Origin of the sequence: Vibrio sp. 10N.247.311.51, assembly GCF_041467855.1 — a bacterium.
In the GTDB taxonomy this organism is placed as follows: Bacteria; Pseudomonadota; Gammaproteobacteria; order Enterobacterales; family Vibrionaceae; genus Vibrio; species Vibrio coralliirubri.
Genome location: NZ_JBFSVK010000015.1, coordinates 43,695 through 62,711, shown reverse-complemented (window position 1 = coordinate 62,711; position 19,017 = coordinate 43,695). Strand labels below are relative to the sequence as shown.

Sequence of the window (19,017 nt, the reverse complement as noted above, 5' to 3'; positions counted from 1 at the left end):
ATATGGCGAATAAATAATAAATCTGTAATAAAGTAGAGATACTGTTTCCTGAATTTTCAAATGAACATCGAGATTGAATTATGATCACAGGCCACCGCGGTGCCGCTTCTTTAGCACCGGAAAATACGTTAGTGAGTATTGAACAAGCCGCGAAAGCTGGTGCTAAATGGATTGAAATTGATACCCAGTTAAGCGCTGATGGCACCCCAATGGTTTTTCATGATAAGACGGTAAATCGTTGTACCAACGGAACGGGCAATATTGCAGACTTAGATTTAACCGCACTCAAGGCGCTAGATGCTGGCAGTTGGTTTGGTAGCGAGTTCGCGGGGACAACTATTCCTACGTTGAGTGAAGCGCTCGACAAGTGCCTAGAGCTCGATGTGACTTTGAACCTTGAAATCAAAATTTATGACGATAAAGCTATCCAACCTTTAGTTGAGAAAGTCGCGGCACTGATTGAACAAAAGCAGTTCCCTACTGAAAAGCTACTCATCTCAAGCTTCAAAAAGGAGGCGCTAAGCCTTTGCCAACAGATGATGCCAGAAGTTAAACGAGGCTTTATCTGCGAAGTGTGGAATGATTTCAGCTTGGAATCACTCAAATCACTCGACCTTTACAGCATTCATATTGACCACCGAATTCTTGATGAGAAAACGGCGAAGGCGATCAAAGCTTCAGGCGCGGTTCTGAAAATATGGACTTTGAACGATCCACAGTTGGCGGCTAAATATTTTAACCTTGGCGTCGATAACATCATCACCGACGTACCAAACCAATTTTAGTGAACTTCTATGGAACTGAACCATCGTCAGAAAGAAATACTCGCAACGCTTAAGGCTAACCAAGACATACAGATCGACCACTTAGCCGAGCTTTTTTCTGTCACCACTCAAACCATTCGTCGTGATGTAAACCACTTGTGCGAGCAAGGCCTAGCACGAAGAGTACACGGAGGAGTGAGCTTACCCACTACGCTCACTAATACTAGCTACCGATTCCGTGCTGGTGTTGAGTCTGAAACAAAAGACAGTATTGCGATAGCGGTTGCCGACGCGATACCTGAAGGTTCAACGGTCATGATGGGGATTGGTACGACCGTCACTCGCATCGCTCAATATTTGTTGGCAAAACCCGCATTGCGAGTGATCACCAATAACCTACAAGTGGCTCGCATTCTTGAAGCAAATGAACAAATTGAAGTGTATTTGGCTGGCGGTTTGTTCAGACGAGAACACCAAGATATGGTGGGCAGTAGCGTAGTTCACTTCTTTTCCGATTTTGAAGCCGACATTGGTATTTGTGGGTGTGGCTCAGTAACAGACAGTCATTTCGCCATGGAGCATGAGCAAGTTGAGGCTGACCTATCCAAATCAATCATAAAAAACAGCCGCGAAAGCTGGCTTGTCGCGGATGCCAGCAAATGGGGACGCTTTGCTGCTCTAAAGGTAGCGTCACTGAATGACTTTGACCGCATATACACCAATAGCAGCCAATTACCTTCGGAGCTAAACATACACTTAGTAGAAGAGAATGCTCATACTTGAATACAACAAAGCCTAGCATCAACGCTAGGCTTTGAAGTCTACGTTTAGGAACTAGCCGACAAGGTTACATACCAACAAAGAAACTGATCACCAATGCGTTGATCAAATCAACAAAGAAACCACATACTAATGGCACCACAATGAACGCTTGTGGGCTTGCGCCATAGCGGTGAGTTACTGCCGTCATGTTCACAATTGCGGTTGCGGTCGAGCCTAGAGTGATACCACCGAAGCCTGAACATATCACCACAGAGTCGTAGTTTCTTCCCATCAAGTAATAAACGACAAACACAGTAAACAGCAGCGAAAGTAAGATCTGGATACTCATGACAACAGAGATATAGCCAAACAGTCCATCGAGATCCCAGATACGCAACCCCATCAATGCCATGGTCAAGAACATGCCTAAGCAGATGTCAGAGATCATCGCTAAGCCTTTACGGCCTTGAGCGATTTTCTCTTGTGTACGACGCTTCTTAAACAGTGCTCGACCGACGTTTCCGATTAGGATACCTGCGATTAAACAGCTAACGAATAACGGCAGTTTTAGGCCCATTGAGTCGATAACTTCACTCAAACTGTAACCCAGCATCAGTGTTAAGTTAAGAATCAGCCATGCCCAAAGAACGCCATAGTGGCTTAGCTCTGTCTTTGTTTCACTCTCTTGGAATGCACCAACCGTAACCTCTTCTTCATTAGAAGGACTCACTTTGTGTTTATTGAGTAGGTAGTTGGCAATCGGGCCACCAATCACACACGCAGCAATTAAACCAACCGTGTTTGAAGCGACACCAAGTTCGAGCGCGTTAGCAATACCAAACTCTTCCACAAACATTGGCGCCCACGCTAACGTTGTGCCTACGCCGCCTATCAAGCTAACAGAACCGGATAGTAAGCCAGCTTTCGCATCCATTCCAAAACCAGAAGCGACCGCCATTCCGACTACGTTTTGCAACACGATAAAAATGGCAGCAAGACACAGTAGGATGAACAACGGTCGCCCGCCTTTAATCAGTGTTTTAATATCCGCTTGGAGCCCGATGCCAGCAAAAAAGTAGAGAAGCAAAAAGTCTCTGACATCTAGGCTAAAAGTGATTTGGATTTCAAAAATATAGTAAAGCGCCGCTACGGTCGCTGCGCAGACAAAGCCACCAATCACAGGCTCTGGCAGTGAATACTTTCTTAATACTTCAGATCGCTCAATCAAACCTTTACCGATAAACAGTAACGAAATCGCGATCGTAAAAGAGAGCATTGGAGAAACTAGGGTTTCTGTCATAGGGTTATGGATTCCTAATAGTTAGATTATTCATAATATTGCGTACTATTAATAATCTAGGTTCATGCCAAAAATCAAGCGATTATCGATGATAAAAACACCTAATATGGTTAATTCTGCGACGGTATTAATAGAGGTAATAACTATAAAGAAATGATTAAAGGAACGGATACTAGGGAGATATACAGATGAGGTGGAATATAGGGGCTCTAAAACGAGAAAACCCCAGCATTTCTGCTAGGGTTTTGAATAGTGGTGGAAGGATGGGGATTTGAACCCCAGATACGCTATAAACGTATACTCGCTTTCCAGGCGAGCGCCTTAAGCCACTCAGCCATCCTTCCACAAATTTTGTGTTGAGCATGTCACTCAACGAGGCGCTACTTTATTGATTCTGCTTGCTTTGGTCAAGGGGCATTCTCAAAAAAAGTGGCTTTTTCGGTTTGTTCGATTACAAATTAACTCATTAGATCAAAAACAAACCAAATTTCATTCTTTCGCTGCACTTACGCTTGTTGCTTTTCTTAAGCTTGTTGATAGTAGCCAGGAACTCGAAACCATTTACGACACATATCGAGGAAGTAGCCGTAAAGTACGCCCATACCGCACGAGATAACGGCATTACTGGTTACAGCCGTAACGATCTGGTCGCCTGAAGCACCCACTGCCAACAAAATACCAGCATACACAGGAGACTGGAATAACACGTATGCCATCAAATCAGACAAATTTTTCATCAATGAGCTTTGTGAAAGTTTTGCACCATTGCGCAAGAACCAATCACGAAAAACGCCATAAGGCCAAGCGATAGCAATGTTTACAGGAATAGATAACGTTCGAGAAGCAAGAGATTGCTCAAACGTCATACCAGAAATAAACACTTCTACGATCATGCCAGAAATAAAACAGAAAACGACCATAGCAAATGTATCCGCAGCTGCGTTTCGAATACAAAATGGACCACGAGACTTCATTGACGACAAACCTAAAATATATCACTGCTTAATTAGTGATTTAGTAACATATAAACAAGGCACATTTGCACCTCACCAGATAATGTCGCTATTAAATCACAAGATTAGTAGTCATACATTCCAAATTAAAAATCAAGTTGTAAATTAACAACCAAAAACCACTTTAAAAGCAGTCACTTTCACCAAAAAATCCAACCAAGGTCAAATATTGGACAATTCGTCATTTACTTACCGTAATTAAACAACATTTAAGCCATAGGTAGATTTACAGTAATGATATTAATGACATCTTGTGTAGGTAGTGATCCTAAAGAAACCTGCTCTAAGGCTTTATCGACTTGTTCAGTAAGTTCAACGTTGTTCATAGGTTCAACATGGACACGTAAGCTCTCTAGTGCAAATTGAATCAGTTCTAGGTTGTTGTCTTCTAGCGCCACATACAGCGTCACTAACAGCTCTTCAGTGTTATCTTTGTTTCGAAGATCTGGTTTAGGCAGTGACTCGCTTTTACTTTTCGAATCGTGTGGTTTTACGTCTTGGCTTTCGAGCTCATCCACTTTTACTTCATGGTATTGGTAAAGCTTATTTGAATAGCGGAACAAGGCGTCATCCAGTTCACGCTCATCAATCGGCTTAGCAATAATATAATCCACACCCGCCCCCAGCATACGCTCGCGAGTCTCTTTAAAGACATCAGCCGTGCAACCAAACACCAATACCGATGACACGTCGCCTATCAAAGCACGAATCGCAGTGGTTGATTCAACGCCGTCCATAACAGGCATATGGTTATCCATGAGCACCAAATCAAAGCGCTCAGCAACCACGGCTTGTATCGCAAGTTCACCGTTTTCGACGCTCTTACAAGTAAAGCCTTTACTGCTCATGAAGGTTTCAATGATCACCGTGTTAGTTCGGTTGTCCTCGACGATCAGTACTTTTAAGCCTGAGTAGTCCAACTTCTTGTGTGGCAAGCTCTCGATTTCTCCTGGCTGGCATGGCTGAATCTTCAAGCGAACATCAAAACTCGTGCCTATCCCTTCTTCACTGGTGACGGTAATACTGCCATCCATCAACTGGGCAATTTTCTTCACAATCGCGAGGCCAAGGCCAGTACCGCCAAAACGCCTTGTGGTCGAAGACTCCGCTTGTTCAAACGGTTTAAAAATACGCTTTTGAGCTTCTTTAGAAATACCAATTCCGGTATCGCGAACTCGAATACTCAGATAGGTGTCACTCCCCTCTACGACTTCTTTCAGGTACACCTCAACAAAGCCTCTGGAGGTGAACTTCACCGCGTTGTTCAATAGATTAAACAAGATTTGTCTTAGACGTGCTTTGTCTGAGAAGTACCAACGACCCGAAGGCACCTCAGAGTACACTTTGAATTGAAGCCCTTTCTCGGAAGACAATGTGTAGTAAACACTGTTAATACTGCCGATGATCGAATCAAGCGGGAAACGCGTTTCATCAAGATCCAACCTGCCCTGCTCGATCTTCGAGAAGTCTAAGATCTCGTTGAGTAGAGTCATCATATGATCGCCGGACTCATACAAGCTCTTAAGATGCTTCTCTTGTTCAGAATTTAGAGGCGTTTTTAATAGGATTTGAGCGGTACCCAATACTCCATTCATCGGAGTGCGAATTTCATGTGACAAGGTCGCAAGGAAAGCGGTTTTTGCATTGGTGGATGCCTGAGCTTTAACCTTTTCCGCTTCGAGATAAATGGTCTTTTCATTGAAGGTTTTAATCAAATGGCCGATTTCGTCATCACTCGAGTAATCCACATCAATGATTTCGCCCGCTTTCGAGCTATCAACCTGCGCAGCAATCCTTGTGATTGGACTAATCAAATAACGGTTCAATAAGTAATACCCCGCCATGACACAAAGTAGCAATAGCGGAACAATACCGCCTTCAATGCTCATCACCTGACGAAACACTTCGTCTGCTACTCGTGATTTGGAGTTAACCACATCCACTTGCCAGCCAAAATCACCAAATTGATTTCTACTGATGTAAATGCCTTCAACGAGGTTGAAGTTATGCGAAACCAACACTTGGTTGAGCTTATCTCTGAGCGTAATGCCAAGGTTGTATTCTTCGGCGTGATTCTTGATAAAACCAAGCAGCTCTTCGAGCGAGAGATCCACCGTCGCAACACCGGCAAAAGTACCGTCGTAATAATAAGGGGAAGACGCCGTAATCATTCGAACGTGCGTGTATGGGTCGATATACACATCGCTCCAAGAGATCGTGCCTTGTTTTTGGTTGACGACAGAGGTGTACCAATACTCTTCTTGATAAGGGGCATTTTTGGGGTTGTTGTAAGAATATATCTGATCGATTCTTCCATCGTCGGCTTTATTAAAAAAGTAACTATTAAGAAGCTTTTTAGAATCGAGCGCATAAGGTTCAGGCCAAATACCGGCACTGACAATCGTATCGTCGCTCGCCGCCAGCATGGACTTAAAGAGCAGAATAACATCATCACCGTTACGATGCGCTTGAGCAAACCCAACGAGACTGTCTACAAATCCTTGAGAACTACTGAGTGGCTCTGTAATCAATGCGGATAACAGTTGCGTACGCAAGTCGAGGTTTTGTTGTAATTTGGCGCGCACAGGGGATTCTACGACGTAATACGTCACACTACCGACAATGGCAATAAACATCGCAAGGTATAATCCAAGCGCTACCATGCTTTTTTTCTTTAAAGACGACCGTATCTGCATAATTCTTTTATTGTTTTCTTTTCTGTTAAACCTAGTGTTTATCATCCATGACATCAAGCCTTTTTAGATTGAAGCTTGATTGGCACAAGTTCATTGGTACTATAAGCGCAAATATGTTCCCTTTTACGGTACCTCACTTTGACTTTACAAGATATTCTTGCGCTTCCAGAGTTGGAAGGAAAGCTAATCACAGAACACAAAACAATGGGCTTTGTCACTGCAATGGCAGCGGCACCGAATGTGTTAACCCCGCATGAGTGGCTACCGTTCTTATGGGGTGGCGAAGAAGTCGCACCTTTTACGGATGGTGAACAGCTAGAAAGCTACATTGAAGTTATCATCGAGCTTTGGAATAAAACCCGCCCAGAACTGATTGAAGGGACTTGGGTTTGGCCTGAAGCTTGTCAATTAGACGACGAAGAAGTGGTGAACACTGCCGCTCGTGATTTTTGTGAAGGCTTACTTCAAGGCTGGCAGATTGCTCGCGACGATTGGGAAACACTGATGCCTGAAGAGAGCGAAGATAACGCACTCGTTGGCGGTGTACTGCTTTCACTAAGCATGCTTTACGATCCAGAAACGTCAATTGCTACGCTTGCAGAGCAAGGCATCGAAGGCCTAGAGCAGTTCGAAGAGATCTTTGATGCGGTTCCTGTGATGCTTTGCGGTCTAACGCAGCGGGGTATTGCACTGGCTGAAGCTCAATAAAAGTTAGCTTTATACATGCCAAAAGGCCTCATTATGAGGCCTTTTTAGTTTCTAGACGACATGAAAATAGTCGCTTTAGAAGCCTTTCCAATCGAAGTCATCAATTCGCTCATCGGCAATATAAAACAGCTTAGTGCCACTACTGACCACTTGATCTAACTCTGGGTTGAGTTCAATACCACTCCCCGTATCAATGGCGATCAGCGTTGCTTGATACTTCTCTTTAAACACAGAGAAAATAGGCGCGACGGTGACAGACTCAGCGTCTTCAGGGAAATACGTTGAATACTGTGTCATGCCTCTTGTTGAGCTCAATAACTCTTGATGAAGCGCACTTGACCCCGGGTCTACTGCAGCCTTTGCTAGCATCTCTGCCCCCACCGCTGGAATACATTCTGAGTTAGGGCAATGCTTGTGTAACAAATCGCTCAGCGCTTCGTCTTTAAAGTAAACAAGAAGGTGCGCCTTAGGATTTCGGTTGGCACAGTAAAGCGCCGCAGATAACGTAATGTCGTCTTCTGGGTTATCAATCAGGATGCAACTTGCAGACTCAATGCCCGTTTTCTCCATCTCTTTGCCATCGGTGTAGCTGTTTACTTTAACGAAATTGATTTCACCGGGTAACGGGTTCTCGATATCTGAACGCGTACATAACACGATTGGTCGTTTACCCGTTTCTTCGTGTTGTAGCATGCGGATGAGATGAATGGTTCTTTGCTCATTCCACCCCAACATCAAAATGTGGTTGTCCACTCTAACTCTCCTTTTTCCTAGCAAGCCCGCTCGCCAATATTCAACACCTTCTGTCGCCACTTTACCGAGCAACGCGGCAAAAAGGCTCAACCCGCCTGGAATCACAAATAGAATAACGATCCACTGCCCCGCTACCGTGGTCGGTGATAAATCACCATAACCAACCGTAGAAGCCGTCACCACCAAGTAGTAAGCGAATACGGTAACCGAACTGGTTAAATCTGTTTCACCCGCCAAATACAGCATCGACCACGATAAAGCGATGTAGCCAAGAAAAGTGAACAGTAAGTTTTTGCCATTCAAAACAAAGATGTTTGCTTTGATCCAGCGTTTGAGTTGTAACCAGATTATCATTCGAGCCTCTAATCTTTTCCTCTTACTTACATGCTAGAAAAAATACGCGATATCAACAAGATGTATCATCAGAAAAAGATACATGACCACAAGATTGATATTGGCGGCCTATACGCAGATACAAAAAAACCAGCACTATTGGCTGGTTTTTTTTATTGGTTAGATAAAAGAACGACTTACGCGTTACCTTTTACCTGCACATTTAACTGCTCTGCAAAATCTAGCATGCGGTTCAATGGAATAAGAGACTTCACGCGTAATTCGTCAGAAACGAAGATTTCGTGTTGCTCACCACCATTCTCAAGCGCGTTTTCAATCGCTTCAAGGCCGTTCATTGCCATCCAAGGACAGTGTGCGCAGCTACGACACGTTGCACCAGCACCCGCTGTCGGCGCTTCAATTAGCTCTTTTTCAGGAACCAATTGCTGCATCTTGAAGAAGATGCCTTTGTCTGTCGCAACAATCATCTGTGGATGAGGCAGCTCTTTTGCTTTCTTGATCAGTTGGCTTGTTGAGCCTACAGCATCAGCCAGTTCAACCACGCTTGCTGGTGATTCTGGATGAACTAAAATAGCCGCTTCTGGGTATACCGATTTCATTTTCTTCAAAGCATCAGCTGAGAACTCATCATGAACGATACACTCACCTTGCCAAAGCAACATGTCAGCGCCAGTTTGATTTGCGATGTAAGAACCTAGGTGACGGTCTGGACCCCAAATAATAGGTTTGCCTTCGGCGTCTAGGCTTTCAACGATTTCTAAAGCGATGCTCGACGTCACTACCCAGTCTGCACGAGCTTTAACAGCTGCAGAGGTGTTCGCGTATACAACCACGGTGTGGTCAGGGTGAGCATCACAAAATTCTGTAAATTTGTCAGCCGGACAGCCAAGATCAAGTGAACATTCAGCTTCAAGTGTTGGCATTAGAATGCGTTTTTCAGGAGTAAGAATCTTTGCAGACTCACCCATGAAACGAACACCAGCGATGATCAAAGTGCTTGCTGAGTGACGGTTACCGAACTTAGCCATTTCTAATGAATCGCCAACGAAACCACCAGTTTCTTCTGCCAGAGCCTGAATTTCAGGATCGGTGTAGTAGTGTGCAATTAGAACTGCATCTTTTTCTTGAAGTAGTTTTTTGATGTTTGCGATGTGGGCCTGTTTCTGAGCGTCGCTCAATGGAACTGGCTTAGGCGGAAACGGGTAAACTGTATCGATTTTATCTAGTATATGACTCATTGCTCTTGCTCTACGCAACTTCTTCCGAGAATTAGAGTATTCTACACAGGACAGCGATTGGGATCAAAAAGGATTGGTTGCAAGCGGTGGCTAGCTAATGCTTAAAACGCATAAACAAGGCAATGCGTTGGCATCACTAACAAGATGAGTAAACACTAATCGGAATTGAATAGGTATAAAAAAGAGGCGCCTAAGCACCCCTATTTTGTTTATAAGTGGGTTTTGGCCACTTTAGCCGAAGCACTGTTTGGGTACTCGGTTACGACTTGTTGGTAATATTTCTTAGCTTGCGTCGCGTTGTTGTTGCGCGCAGCTATGTCACCAAGCTTAACCAGTGCATCTGCTCGCTTGTTTGAGTCTTTGTAAGACACAACAGCAGCAAAGCTCTTCACCGCTTCTTTATCTTGCTTCTTAGCGAAATAAAGCTGACCTAACCAGTAATGTGAGTTAGGTGTGAAGGTTGAATCTGGGAAGTCTTTTTGAAACTTTTGGAATGCGGCAATCGCACCCGTGTAGTCTCGTTGCTTTAGAATCATATCTACAGCATTTTGATAAGCGGTTTGCTCATCGACATCAGTACTGAACGTACCAGAAGCATCTTTAGAGCCTTCGCTCGCTGCCACTGCTACCGTTGCGGTTCCTGCTGCTTTCACCTCGCCCCTAACGCGATCCAGTTCAATGAACAGTTCACGCTGGCGCTCTAGCATTTGCTTCATATCGTAGCTGTTTCGTTCCAGCTCACCACGAAGTTCACTGATCTCCAGTGCCATGTCGTCGATTTGCTGTTGCATTTGAAGCTGAACAAGGTTGCGATTTTGAAGCAGGCGCTCTAAACGCTCAATATCTGATTCGTTAGATGCAGACGCTGCTCGAGAGGAAGATGATGAATTGGTTGCGGTGCTATTGAGATCGGATACTGGAGCTGGTGCAGCGAACGCGATGTTCGCTGCACTTGCCAGTAACGAAAGCAAAATGACTCGCTTTGTGTTACTGAACATGAGGCAATTCCTCAATTATATAGTCTACTAAAATTAGTAAACTAGTACTGCGCGACGGTTTTTAGCGTACACATCTTCAGATTGACCTAGAAGAAGTGGCTTCTCTTCACCGTAGCTTACGATAGAGATTTGGTCAGCTTGAACACCTAGAGCTTGTAGGTATTTCGCTACAGCTTGTGCACGACGCTCGCCAAGTGCGATGTTGTACTCAGGAGTACCGCGCTCATCAGCGTGACCTTCGATAGTAACGTTCATGTCAACGTTCTTAACTAGGTATGCTGCGTGAGCTGCTAGCATTTCTTCGTAATCGCCAGCGATAGTAGAGTTATCGAATGCGAAGTAGATTGTTTGAGTTTCACGTAGCGCTTGCTCTTTAAGCTCTTGCTCAGACAGTTGACCGTTAGCGTCAATTGGCGTTACAACAGTTGTGTCTACGTTGCTTTCTGAACCTGAAGTTGTTTGGTTGCTTTCTGTACCAGATGTTGCAGATGTTGCTTCATCAGTTGAGCTACATGCCGTTACTGCCATCACTGGTAGTGCAATCATCAAGCCTTTAAGAACTTTGTTAAGTTGCATCTTTTTTTCCTTACGTTATCAAACTTAGTTTCTACAGCGACTAAGTGCTATAGATAGTTAATTGCCACAATAGTTAACACTATCAATAGCTAAAAGAATGTATCAAGAGAACTAGAGGAACGGTGACCACGCAGGCGCTCTTACACGTCCGTTGGTTGCCGGTAATCTAGCTTTAAAACGGCCATCGATAGAAACCATCGATAGTACGTTAGTTTTATTGTAAATAGAGCTATAGATAACCATACCTCCATTCGGCGCAATGCTTGGAGATTCATCTAACAATGTTTTTGTTAGCACCTGAACCGCACCGGTTTCCAAATCCTGCTTAGCCAAGTTAAAACCTGAGTTACTGCGATTCACCATGATAAGGAATCGACCATCAGGGGTGATCTGGCCACCTAAGTTTTGGCTACCTTGCCAAGTAATACGAGAAGTCGAATTATTGGACAAATTTACATTATAAATCTGAGGTTTACCACCACGATCCGATGTGAAAATAAGAGACTTGCCATCTGGGTGCCAGAATGGTTCAGTATTATTCGAACGGCCGCGGGTAATTTGAGTCAGCTTACGGCTAGCAAGGTCAAGTGTGTACACCTGAAGGCTGCCTGTTTTCGACAATACCAATGCCAATGTTTTACCATCTGGCGAGAATCTTGGCGCACCATTGTGACGAGGGTATGACGTCACTTTCTCACGTTCACCGGTGTAAATATTCATGATAAATATTTCAGCTTGGCCATTCTGGAAGCTCACATACGCAAGTTTCTTACCATCTGGTGACCATGCTGGAGACATAAGAGGCTGCTTAGAACGAAGTACTAAACGCTCATTAAAGCCATCGTAGTCAGCAACACGAAGTTGGTATGGGTACTTATCTTTGTCGTTCACAACTACGTAAGAGATACGAGTTAAGAACGCGCCTTTCTCACCGGTTAATTCTTCATACACTAAGTCCGAAATACGGTGTGCGTATTCTCTCAAGCGCTTGCCAGGAACCGTTGCTTTTTTGTTGAACAACACGTGGTCTTTAGAAAGCACCAACTGGCCTTCATCACTTAATGCACGGCTTTGTCCTTTAGTCAGCTGACCACGAACAATGTCGATCAATTGGTAGTTCACCACGTACTGCCCTTCGGCATTTTTAGTGATGCTACCTGTTAGCAATGAATCAACGCCTAGGTTAGTCCAAGCATCAAAGTTCACCTCAGTTTCGCTGTAAGGCGTTTGAGGCATTTTGCTTGTCGCAACTGGGCTGAATTTACCACTGCGTTGTAGGTCAGAAGCGATAACTGCTGATACATCGTGTGGCAATGGCTCTGCGCCTTCCCAACGGAAAGGTACAATAGCGATAGGTCGTGCAGAGTTAATACCGTCTGTAATAACCAGCTCCAGTGCCGCATGTGCAAACTGGCTGCTTGTAGCTATTAAGAAAACAAAACTCAGTAGTAGTTTCTTTAACACAAGTTCGTCCTTTTACTCTGGTGATACAGTTAAGTTAATGTCTTTTAGTGATTTCACGATGTCTGGGTCTTTAGGCAATGGATAAGATTGCACTTGTGCCACGGCACGCTTGGTTGCTGCACATAAACGGCTATCGCCATCTAAGATACTTAAGCTACCCAAAATAGCGTTTGAGCCCGTTGGAATCAGCTTAAGGTTAACTCGACATGAGCGTCCTCGATAGCTGTCTTCTAACAACAGATTCTGTTGAATCAATTGGGTATAGATAGCCCCGTAACGTTGTGCTTCATCACTAATAAATTGTTGTCTTGCTGAAGAGTTTTGAGTCGCTTCAGTTTCAAGACCAGCAAAGATATCGTTCAATGCTGCTTCTTGTTGTTTACGCTCTTTTTCTGCTTTAGCTGCAGCTTCTTTTGCCTTACGGGCTTTCTCTGCTGCGGCTGCCGCTTCTTTCTCTTTCGCTATGCGTTGCTTTTCAGCGCGTTCAGCGGCTTCTTTCTCTTTGCGAGCTTTGTCTGCTGCCTCTTTCGCGGCTTTTTCTTTTGCCACGCGTTCTTGTTCAGCTTTTGCGATTGCCGCTTCTTTGGCTTTACGCTCGTTCTCGGCTTTCACTAACGCAGCTTCTTTTAACTTACGGTCAGCTTCTGCTTTAGCGGCTTTCTTTTGCTCTTGCTGTAAACGCGCTTCTTCAGCTTTGCGTTGTTTCTCTTTCTCAACCCGACGCTTTTCAGCTTCACGAGTTGCTTTAGCTTCTTTCGCTTGCTGTTCTTTTAGCTTGCGAATATTTTCTTCTTCAGCTTTACGATTCTTTTCAAGTCGTTCGCTTTCACGTCTCAGTTTGTCTAAACGCTCTTGCTCTTTCTTGCTCGCCGCTTCTCTTTGTTGACGAATCTGTTGAGCTTGCTGGCGAACCAACTGAGGATCAATCACCACAGCTTGAACCATCTGACCTGTTGGCTTAGGTTCTGACATCGTGAAATCCGCTCCCCAAATGAGCGCAACGAATAAAATGACGTGCAGCCCAAGAGAAATAAGAAGTGGTGATCTGAAATTATTGGATTTTTTATTATTCGCTTTCATGAATGCTACGGAGCTATTCCCTTATATCCGTTAAAAGGCCAACCTTTGGCACACCTGCACGGCTTAATTCATCAAGTAATAAAACCACTTCAGCGTATGGCGTTGCGGCATCACCACCAACCGCCACTGGAGAGTTTGGCTTCAAAGACAACTCAGCTTTCACTCGGACGATAATATCTTCCATAGATAAGCCACGCTGTACTTCTTCGTCATTAACGCTCAAGCCAAGTTCACCGTCTTTGTTCACTTCAACGATGATGAAACTTGCGTTGTCGTCACCCAATAGGTCTTGTGCCGATTTAGCCGTTGAAGCCTGAGGCAATTCAACGTCAACGCCTTGAGTAACAAACGGCGAAGTCACCATAAAAATGATCAGCAAAACAAGCATAACGTCGATGTAAGGTACAACGTTAATCTCTGCTGTCATTTTGCGTTTTTTAGGTTGGTATCCAGCCATCTATTATTCCCTGCCAGCCATCGCTTGACGGTGAAGAATACTGTGGAACTCTTCAGAGAAAGTCGCGTAGTTGTGCTCTAGCTTGCCTACTCGGCTGCTGAAGCGGTTGTACGCCATTACTGCTGGAATAGCAGCGAATAGACCCATAGCTGTTGCGATCAGTGCTTCTGCAATACCAGGAGCAACCATTGCGAGCGTCGCTTGCTTCACTTCACCTAATGCGATGAATGAGTGCATGATGCCCCAAACCGTACCAAATAGGCCGATGTATGGGCTGATAGAGCCAACAGTCGCCAAGAAAGGTAAGTTAGTTTCTAGTTCATCTACTTCACGAGCAACGGCAACGCGCATCGCACGGCCAGTGCCTTCCATGATGAAGTCAGGTGATGTTGCATTCGATTTACGAAGGCGAGCGAACTCAGTAAAGCCTGCGTAGAAAATTTCTTCAGTACCAGAAAGCTCGTCTTTACGCTTGTTGCTCTCTTGGTACAGTTTTGCAAGATCAACGCCTGACCAAAATTTGTCTTCAAACACTTCTGTTTGTTTAGAAGCTTGAGATAACACTTTACTTCTTTTTATGATCATCGCCCAAGAAACAACAGACATGCCCATAAGAGTCAGCATGACCATCTTAACTAGTAAACTAGCTTCTAAAATTAGGCCTAAGATTGAGATTTCAGCAGTCACTATTCGTTAGCTCCGTAAGAATAAATGTTGGCATTGCCTTTGGTTTCATTTTTTGATTGTCGATACATGCTACCTTAACCATTGCTTTACACAATGCTTTGCCATCAGGATTTACGATCTCTTGACAGAAGACCAAGGTAGCTCGCTTCAACTCGTAAATATTTGTAATGACTTGTAAAGAATCATCAAGACGCGCGCCTTGAATAAAATCAATGTCCATATGTCGGACTACAAAACCGATGTTTTGTTCTAACAATACTTGCTGAGAAACGCCAATTGAGCGCAACATCTCAGTTCGAGCGCGTTCGAAAAACTTAAGATAGTTTGAATGGTATACAACGCCACCCGCATCGGTGTCTTCGTAATACACTGTCACTGGCCACGTAAATGGCTTAGATAATCCCTGCAATTTGATACCACAATCCAAAACGATAAAGATCTCACTATAACCTAACTCCTTATCATTAATAGTATATCGCTGTGAATTTTTTGATTTGAGAGACGAAAAAAAAGGCCATCTGTATAAGATGACCTCTTTTTGGCTAAAAACCCAACAAGTATAAAGGTTCACGTTGTTATGAACCTAAATCCTTTGCCTTTTATAGAAGGCGCAGCGTCGTTAGGTAGAGCAAAATTGTGAGTGAAACATATGGGCTAAACAGTAGCTGCCACATCCAAGCTCTTGGCTTAAATCCGATACCGTAAACCATGCTTGAGCATACTGCCCAAATGAACATTGGCCCGATGATCGCGTTAAAGCCACCGATGCTTGTCGCATACGCTTCAGGATCCCACATCACTAACCCCACATGCATGAAACCCAATACTAGGGATAAGGCTCTAAGCAGAGTCTTATCCATTGGTTGATGCAGTTTAGCGATTTGCTCTGCGAGATTACTCACTGTCTTTGTCCATCATTTCTGAATGCTCTAGCCATAGAGCATTGATGATGCCGAATGCACATGCTAGAAGTACACCCAAAATCCATGCGAAATACCACATAAAATTTCTCCTAAGTTATTTAACTTCTAGCTTAGTAAGCTGAAACGTCGTTATCTTCGATGTGTTTCTTATCTAGACGACCGAACATTTTGTAGTATGTCCAAGTTGTGTAGCCAAGAATCACAGGAACCATTACCGCCGCAACGACAGTCATAAGACCAAGCGTTAGCTCACTCGCTGTTGAATCCCACATAGTCAAGCTTTGGTTAGGGTTCAGGCTTGATGGCATTACGAATGGGAACATTGCAAAACCAGCCGTTAAAATAACACCAGCGTTCGATAGGCTTGAGAACAAGAATGCGAAACCACCACGCTCAAAGCGAGATGCAATCACAGCAAGCAGTGGCATTGCTACACCAAGGATCGGCGCAGCCCACATTGCTGGATAAGTTTCGAAGTTTGTCATCCAAGCACCCACTTGAAGTGATACTTCTTTGTTTAGTGGGTTTGAGTCAGCAAACGTATCGATAGTGCTCGTAATTACATAGCCTTCGATAGATTGAACCCAGAAACCACCAATAACGAATAGAGCAATAGCAATTAGGCCAGTGATCTGAGCAACGTTACGAGCACGAGCGTGCAGCTCTTCTGTTGTCTTCATTTGAAGCCATGTTGCACCTTGCATCACGAACAACATCAGAGCCAACACACCACAAAGCAATGCAAATGGGTTAAGCAGAGCGAAGAACGTACCATGGTACTTAGACATCATAAATTCGTTCAGTTCAAATGGAACACCTTGTAGTAGGTTACCAAATGCCACACCGAAAATGATTGGTGGTACTGCGCCACTAAAGCAAAGTGCGTAGTCCCAAGTTTTGCGCCATTTTGGATCTTCGATCTTTGAACGGTAGTCAAGAGCAAGTGGACGTAACCAAAGTGCAGCTAGCGTTACGTACATTGCGAAGTAAAAACCAGAGAAAGACGTCGCGTAAACCAGTGGCCATGCAGCAAACAATGCACCACCCGCAGTGATAAGCCAAACTTGGTTACCATCCCAGTGAGGGGCAATCGTGTTTAGCATAATACGACGTTCAGTGTCGCTCTTACCAATAACAGGTGACAGAGCGGCAACACCCATATCAAAGCCATCAGTTACGGCGAAACCAACCAGTAGAACACCGATCAATACCCACCAAATAAGTCGTAAGCTTTCGTAATCAAACATAATATTCCCTCACTTATACTTCAACTGAACGGCTAACTTTGTCTTCAACAGAGTTATCGTTTTGTTCGAAGTGGTAACGGCCTGTCTTCAAGCTACTTGGACCTTTACGTGCGAATTTCAGCATTAGGTAAACTTCAGCAATCAAGAACACTGTGTAAAGTGCCAGGATAGCGAATAGAGAAGTCCAAAGCTGTCCAATAGTCAGTGCTGATGCAGCAACGTTAACCGGTAGGATTTCACCAACCGCCCATGGTTGACGACCAAACTCAGCAACGAACCAACCTGCTTCAATCGCAATCCAAGGAAGTGGGATTGAGAATAGCGCAGCTTTAAGTACCCATGGTTTCTGTTCGATTTTCTGACGACACGTTTGTACAAACGCAGCACCGAATACAAACAGCATGATGAAGCCACAAGCAACCATCAGACGGAATGACCAGAATAGGGGCCAAACTGTTGGGATAGAATCATCCGCAGCCATTTGGATTTGGTCTTCTGTTGCATCAACAACGTCGTCTGTGTAGCGCTTAAGAAGTAGACCGTAACCTAGGTCACCTTTCACTTCGTCGAACGCAGCCATGTTTTCTTCAGACTTATCGCCTGCACGTAGCTTTTCAAGCAGCTCGTACGCGTACATACCAGTACGGATACGATCAACGTGGTCATCACGTAGGTCACGTAGGCCCGTTACTTCAGTATCAAGCGAACGCGTTGCGATGATACCCATTACGTAAGGAATTTTAATTGCGTAGTCAGTATCCATTGTTTCTTGGTTTGGAATACCAAAAACAGTAAATGCGGCTGGTGCTTCTTCAGTGTGCCACTCTGCTTCAATAGCTGCTAGCTTCACTTTTTGAACTTCACCAAGCTCGTAACCAGATTCATCACCTAGCACGATTACTGACAGGATCGCCGCCATACCGAAAGATGCTGCAATCGCGAAAGAGCGACGAGCAAAGGCAAGGTCACGACCTTTAAGAATGTAGTATGAGCTGATACCAAGGACGAACATTGCACCCGTTGTGTAACCAGACGCTACTGTGTGTACGAATTTAACCTGTGCTACTGGATTTAGTACAACTTCAGCGAAGCTCACCATTTCCATACGCATAGTTTCAAAGTTAAATTCCGCACCCACTGGGTTTTGCATCCAGCCGTTAGCTACCAAGATCCAAAGCGCAGAGAAGTTAGAACCAAGTGCTACTAACCAAGTTACCGCTAAGTGTTGACGCTTCGACAATCTGTCCCAACCGAAGAAGAAAAGACCAACAAAAGTAGACTCTAGGAAGAATGCAACAAGCGCTTCGATAGCCAGCGGAGCACCAAAGATGTCGCCAACATAGTGAGAATAGTAAGACCAGTTAGTACCGAACTGGAACTCCATGGTTAAGCCTGTCGCTACACCAAGAGCAAAGTTAATACCAAACAATTTACCCCAGAACTTAGTCATGTCCTTGTAAATTTGCTTGCCAGTCATTACATAAACTGACTCCATGATGGCAAGTAGAAATGCCATACCTAGTGTCAGTGGAACAAATAGGAAGTGATACATCGCTGTAAATGCAAACTGCAATCGCGACAGATCAACAACATCAATCATGGTAACTCCTTTGTGTCGGCTGAATGACACTTGTGTGATTAATCACCGCAAAAATCCATGTTAAAACAATTTGTGTAATTGTTATTACAAATTGAAATTTGTAGCAAAAACGTACCGTTATAGTTAGATTATTGTTAAGCATGAGCTAATATAGCTGGCGCTAATATTACTGGTAAAATCAGTATGTTTCAAAAGGTTTATAGGAGAACCTTGCGTTGATTTGTATCAATTTTATTCGAGCAAATTAGAGTTATTTTTGTACAATCATGATTAAAATCACACCAATTTAGCCTCAGTTAATAACAGCGCATGATATCTGTGACAAAAGCTCAGCACCGCCTCAACATACGAATTACAACTACCTATAAAGTATTAACAAAAAATATGACAACTTATT

At 44.0% G+C, this 19,017-nt stretch carries 19 protein-coding genes and 1 tRNA gene; 3 read left to right on the top strand and 17 right to left on the bottom strand.

The window, feature by feature from the left end; translation table 11 throughout:
• Nucleotides 1-80: 80 nt before the first annotated feature.
• Both AB6E85_RS14590 and AB6E85_RS14585 read left to right on the top strand, forming a co-directional pair.
• A complete protein-coding gene (locus AB6E85_RS14590; RefSeq protein ID WP_052879052.1) occupies nucleotides 81-785 on the top strand; it encodes a glycerophosphoryl diester phosphodiesterase in 705 nt (234 codons plus the stop codon).
• A gap of 9 nt (nucleotides 786-794) precedes the next feature.
• Nucleotides 795-1,547 carry a DeoR/GlpR family DNA-binding transcription regulator gene (locus AB6E85_RS14585; protein ID WP_372143106.1) on the top strand — a complete coding sequence of 251 codons (753 nt, stop codon included), beginning with the start codon at nucleotides 795-797 and terminating at the stop codon, nucleotides 1,545-1,547.
• A 64-nt stretch (nucleotides 1,548-1,611) separates the two neighbouring features.
• Here the strand turns inward: AB6E85_RS14585 and gltS are convergent, their stop codons facing one another.
• The 4 genes from gltS to AB6E85_RS14565 form a co-directional block, all read right to left on the bottom strand.
• Entirely contained in the window at nucleotides 1,612-2,826 is a 1,215-nt protein-coding gene (gltS, locus tag AB6E85_RS14580; RefSeq protein ID WP_048612760.1) for a sodium/glutamate symporter, read from the bottom strand.
• 253 nt (nucleotides 2,827-3,079) lie between these two features.
• Nucleotides 3,080-3,170 (bottom strand) — tRNA-Ser (locus tag AB6E85_RS14575).
• Between the two features lie 180 nt (nucleotides 3,171-3,350).
• The gene (locus tag AB6E85_RS14570) at nucleotides 3,351-3,800 is read right to left on the bottom strand and encodes an L-alanine exporter AlaE (RefSeq protein WP_048616306.1); all 450 of its coding nucleotides are present in this window, start codon (nucleotides 3,798-3,800) and stop codon (nucleotides 3,351-3,353) included.
• Between the two features lie 248 nt (nucleotides 3,801-4,048).
• Nucleotides 4,049-6,502, bottom strand: coding sequence for an ATP-binding protein (locus AB6E85_RS14565; RefSeq protein ID WP_372143105.1), 2,454 nt, complete (start codon nucleotides 6,500-6,502; stop codon nucleotides 4,049-4,051).
• 171 nt (nucleotides 6,503-6,673) lie between these two features.
• Between AB6E85_RS14565 and AB6E85_RS14560 the strand changes: the two genes are divergently transcribed.
• The gene (locus tag AB6E85_RS14560) at nucleotides 6,674-7,243 is read left to right on the top strand and encodes a UPF0149 family protein (RefSeq protein WP_372143104.1); all 570 of its coding nucleotides are present in this window, start codon (nucleotides 6,674-6,676) and stop codon (nucleotides 7,241-7,243) included.
• 75 nt (nucleotides 7,244-7,318) lie between these two features.
• On the opposite strand, the gene AB6E85_RS14555 is transcribed toward AB6E85_RS14560, so the two are convergent.
• The 13 genes from AB6E85_RS14555 to cydA form a co-directional block, all read right to left on the bottom strand.
• Complete coding sequence (locus AB6E85_RS14555; RefSeq protein ID WP_017063519.1) at nucleotides 7,319-8,350, bottom strand: potassium channel family protein; 1,032 nt, start codon at nucleotides 8,348-8,350, stop codon at nucleotides 7,319-7,321.
• A gap of 176 nt (nucleotides 8,351-8,526) precedes the next feature.
• Entirely contained in the window at nucleotides 8,527-9,588 is a 1,062-nt protein-coding gene (nadA, locus tag AB6E85_RS14550; protein ID WP_017062067.1) for a quinolinate synthase NadA, read from the bottom strand.
• A gap of 209 nt (nucleotides 9,589-9,797) precedes the next feature.
• Complete coding sequence (ybgF, locus tag AB6E85_RS14545; protein WP_048659646.1) at nucleotides 9,798-10,586, bottom strand: tol-pal system protein YbgF; 789 nt, start codon at nucleotides 10,584-10,586, stop codon at nucleotides 9,798-9,800.
• A 33-nt stretch (nucleotides 10,587-10,619) separates the two neighbouring features.
• Nucleotides 10,620-11,162, bottom strand: a complete 543-nt coding sequence (pal, locus tag AB6E85_RS14540) for a peptidoglycan-associated lipoprotein Pal (RefSeq protein WP_048659647.1) — start codon at nucleotides 11,160-11,162, stop codon at nucleotides 10,620-10,622.
• A 111-nt stretch (nucleotides 11,163-11,273) separates the two neighbouring features.
• On the bottom strand, nucleotides 11,274-12,626 hold the full coding sequence (gene tolB, locus AB6E85_RS14535) for a Tol-Pal system beta propeller repeat protein TolB (protein ID WP_048659648.1): 1,353 nt from the start codon (nucleotides 12,624-12,626) through the stop codon (nucleotides 11,274-11,276).
• A 12-nt stretch (nucleotides 12,627-12,638) separates the two neighbouring features.
• Nucleotides 12,639-13,706: a cell envelope integrity protein TolA gene (gene tolA, locus AB6E85_RS14530; RefSeq protein WP_372143103.1), complete on the bottom strand. Its 1,068-nt coding sequence runs from the start codon at nucleotides 13,704-13,706 to the stop codon at nucleotides 12,639-12,641.
• Between the two features lie 13 nt (nucleotides 13,707-13,719).
• A complete protein-coding gene (tolR, locus tag AB6E85_RS14525; protein WP_017062072.1) occupies nucleotides 13,720-14,163 on the bottom strand; it encodes a protein TolR in 444 nt (147 codons plus the stop codon).
• 3 nt (nucleotides 14,164-14,166) lie between these two features.
• Nucleotides 14,167-14,850: a protein TolQ gene (tolQ, locus tag AB6E85_RS14520; RefSeq protein WP_017062073.1), complete on the bottom strand. Its 684-nt coding sequence runs from the start codon at nucleotides 14,848-14,850 to the stop codon at nucleotides 14,167-14,169.
• Nucleotides 14,840-15,277 carry a tol-pal system-associated acyl-CoA thioesterase gene (ybgC, locus tag AB6E85_RS14515; RefSeq protein ID WP_017067533.1) on the bottom strand — a complete coding sequence of 146 codons (438 nt, stop codon included), beginning with the start codon at nucleotides 15,275-15,277 and terminating at the stop codon, nucleotides 14,840-14,842. The genes tolQ and ybgC overlap by 11 nt, the downstream gene beginning before the upstream one ends.
• A 172-nt stretch (nucleotides 15,278-15,449) precedes the next feature.
• Nucleotides 15,450-15,752 carry a cyd operon protein YbgE gene (gene ybgE / locus AB6E85_RS14510; RefSeq protein WP_017067532.1) on the bottom strand — a complete coding sequence of 101 codons (303 nt, stop codon included), beginning with the start codon at nucleotides 15,750-15,752 and terminating at the stop codon, nucleotides 15,450-15,452.
• Nucleotides 15,745-15,852: a cytochrome bd-I oxidase subunit CydX gene (gene cydX, locus AB6E85_RS14505; RefSeq protein ID WP_000270284.1), complete on the bottom strand. Its 108-nt coding sequence runs from the start codon at nucleotides 15,850-15,852 to the stop codon at nucleotides 15,745-15,747. Before cydX ends, ybgE begins: the two co-directional genes overlap by 8 nt.
• A 31-nt stretch (nucleotides 15,853-15,883) precedes the next feature.
• Entirely contained in the window at nucleotides 15,884-17,020 is a 1,137-nt protein-coding gene (gene cydB / locus AB6E85_RS14500) for a cytochrome d ubiquinol oxidase subunit II (RefSeq protein ID WP_019821033.1), read from the bottom strand.
• 13 nt (nucleotides 17,021-17,033) lie between these two features.
• On the bottom strand, nucleotides 17,034-18,620 hold the full coding sequence (gene cydA / locus AB6E85_RS14495) for a cytochrome ubiquinol oxidase subunit I (protein WP_048616295.1): 1,587 nt from the start codon (nucleotides 18,618-18,620) through the stop codon (nucleotides 17,034-17,036).
• Between the last annotated feature and the right edge of the window lie 397 nt (nucleotides 18,621-19,017).